Annotated in this window: 1 protein-coding gene; it reads left to right on the plus strand. The window is 40.9% G+C overall.

Features of this window, described 5'->3' with window-relative positions; translation table 11 throughout:
• On the plus strand, nt 1–1,024 hold a 1,024-nt coding region (locus tag ITB9_RS15680), incomplete at both ends, for a PKD domain-containing protein (RefSeq protein WP_371440201.1).

Raw genomic sequence — 1,024 nt, forward strand, 5'->3', positions numbered from 1 at the left:
AGCTCCTTCGGATGTATGTATTGATGCAGGAATTCAGTCAGGTTTAGGAAGCGGAACAGCAACAGGAGGTGTATATTCAGGATCAGGAGTTACAGACGATAGTAACGGAATGACGTATTCCTTTGATCCTGCGGTAGCAGGTGTAGGAACTCATACTATTACTTACACCTTTACAAATGGAAATGGTTGTACAAATACAGCTAGTGACACAATAGAAATATTCGCTTTACCAACAGTAACTTTTACAGCACCTTCGGATGTATGTATTGATGCAGGAATTCAATCTGGTTTAGGAAGCGGAACAGCAACAGGAGGTGTGTATTCAGGATCAGGAGTTACAGACGATGGTAACGGAATGACGTATTCCTTTGATCCTTCCGTAGCAGGCGTAGGAACTCATACTATTACTTACACTTTTACAAATGGAAATGGTTGCTCTAATTCTGCTAGTGATACTATAGAAGTATTCGCTTTACCAATAGTAACTTTTACAGCATCTTCGGATGTATGTATTGATGCAGGAGTACAATCTGGTTTAGGAAGCGGAACAGCAACAGGAGGTGTGTATTCAGGATCAGGAGTTACAGACGATGGTAACGGAATGACGTATTCCTTTGATCCTGCGGTAGCAGGCGTAGGAACTCATACTATTACTTACACCTTTACAAACGCAAATGGTTGTTCTAATTTTGCTAGTGACGCTATAGAAGTATTCGCTTTACCAACAGTAGCTTTTACAGCACCTTCGGATGTATGTATTGATGCAGGAGTACAATCTGGTTTAGGAAGCGGAACAGCAACAGGAGGTGTATATTCAGGATCAGGAGTTACAGACGATGGTAACGGAATGACGTATTCCTTTGATCCTTCCGTAGCAGGCGTAGGAACTCATACTATTACTTACACTTTTACAAATGCAAATGGTTGTACAAATACAGCTAGTGACACAATAGAAGTATTCGCTTTACCAACAGTAACTTTTACAGCACCTTCGGATGTATGTATTGATGCAGGAGTACAATCT

The sequence above is a fragment of the Olleya sp. ITB9 genome (genome assembly GCF_001315805.1).
Classification (GTDB): Bacteria; Bacteroidota; Bacteroidia; order Flavobacteriales; family Flavobacteriaceae; genus Olleya; species Olleya sediminilitoris.